The organism is Candidatus Neomarinimicrobiota bacterium (genome assembly GCA_034716895.1).
In the GTDB taxonomy this organism is placed as follows: Bacteria; Fidelibacterota; UBA8477; order UBA8477; family JABMPR01; genus JABMPR01.
Window position 1 is genome coordinate 1 of record JAYEKW010000205.1, and the last position, 1,930, is coordinate 1,930.

At 46.7% G+C, this 1,930-nt stretch carries 2 protein-coding genes; both read left to right on the forward strand.

Going from position 1 to position 1,930, the window contains the following annotated elements:
* Positions 1-901, forward strand: a 901-nt coding sequence (locus U9Q77_12095; GenBank protein ID MEA3288099.1) for an SUMF1/EgtB/PvdO family nonheme iron enzyme, incomplete at its 5' end; no start/stop codon positions are given.
* A 102-nt stretch (positions 902-1,003) separates the two neighbouring features.
* Positions 1,004-1,930 (forward strand): C10 family peptidase (locus tag U9Q77_12100; GenBank protein MEA3288100.1); only part of this gene is annotated, 927 nt, incomplete at its 3' end.

The following is a 1,930-nucleotide window of genomic DNA, read 5'->3' on the forward strand; positions in this document are numbered from 1 at the left end:
GTTCGACCCGGTCGATCGTGCCAATACAGCAAAGCTATTTGGCGAATTCTTTACCCGGATCCATGCTGAATTACTATACCCCCTTAAAGCTAACCTTGTTGATAGTGAGGATCACCGACCCGACCCGGCAGTGATAGAGCTTCCCGCTGCCAATTTTATATATCGCGGCAGGGCAGTGGCTGTAAAAGCATTAAAAATGGCTGCAACAGAGGTCACTATTGCAGAATTTGCCTCATTTATCAACGACAAATTGGGCAGGGGTGACTATCAGGTTGAAAAGGAATTGCGGCAAGTTGTGGATACCGCTGGAAACCTGGTCTGTCATTTTGATGCCCATCATCCAGGTGATATGCTCAACTATGAGAAGGGTATCTTCACAGCAGTCCCCAATCGTCAGTATTATCCCATGACCCATGTAAGTTGGCATGCCGCAGTGTCCTATGCTGATTATGTTGGTGGCAGATTACCTACAGAAACAGAGTGGGTGCGCGCCGCCGGTTTCTGGGATGATTCTCTGCACATTTATGCGTCCAACAGCAATGATTATGACCGCCTGGTTCAGCAGATCAATTTTGATGGATCAACTGATCCCAATGACCAAAAGCGTTATCCTCAAACCTTACCGGCTGGGTTTCTCACTGCCAACGGTAATGGAATGCATGAGATGTCTGGCAATGTCTGGGAATGGTGTTCAGACTGGTTCAACTCACGAACCTATAGAAATTTAGCCAAAGACGAGACTCATGTTGATCCCCAGGGACCGGAAACAGGAACGATGCGGACCTTTAAAGGGGGGAGCTGGGGAGCCGGTCTGGATGTCACAAAGGTTTCCTATCGCGTAGCCCTGGCACCGGAACTGGCTCTGGCTGATTTGGGTTTCCGGGTGGTTTGGGATGAATAGAAATAATATAACAACAACGATTACCTGTAGAGACGTTGCATGCAACGTCTCTACAGCCCACCCAACCACCTCGTATCCAGAGGGATATAAAAAAAGCCGAAAATGAGATTTACAGCTAAAATAATAGTCCTGTTTCTCGCATTGATCCTCAATGTCCAGGCGAATAACTATGATTTTACGAAAGCTGAATTGTTAAAGTTATCCCAAAATTGGCAGCAGAGTCATTCTGATATTTATCAAAATGGGATCACATCCCTGGATGAAGTGCAGGAAATCAGAACTAAAGGTGAATTGATTGCCTGGATTCTATATCCTGCCCAGGGAGGTTACCTCATCTTTTCTGCTTCTCAGGAAACCACACCGCTTATTGCTGTTTCTCAGCGGGGGAATAAACAATCATTTCAAGATGATCATCCCCTGATCCAATTATTGAAAATGGATTTACCAAATCGGATTTATCGGGCACAACAGGATCCAAATGAGCAGATTGATCATGCGCTTGAATGGCAGTTACTTCTGAATGATACACCTGGGGAAACCACCCGTCTGGATACCATCATCTTTAATGAAACGCCGCCCTGGGGCCAGGGTTGGGCTGCTGGTGCCATGGTCTTTAATCTTTTTACTCCGAATCATTGGTCCACCGGTTGTGTGGCTACCGCTTTGGCTGAGATTCTGACATATTACCACTGGCCGCCCCAGGGGACTGGCAGTAATTCATACTGGGATAATGGGATCAATCATTATGTTGATTACAGTAATTATAATTATGACTGGGCCAATACTCTGGATAACTACGCCACGGAATTGTCCACTCCAGCTCAAAAAGAGGCTGCAGGACTTCTGAGTTATCACACAGCAGTCAGTGTGAATATGGATTTTGAAGCAGAGGGCTCAACAGCGAATACGGCCGATGGTGTGACTGCTTTGCACTATCATTTTCGCAGCAGTGGCCATTATACCAGCAGCAGTGCCACCGGGTTTATGTCACAGGTCATCGCGAATCTGGAAGATGGCAGACCCGTAGCT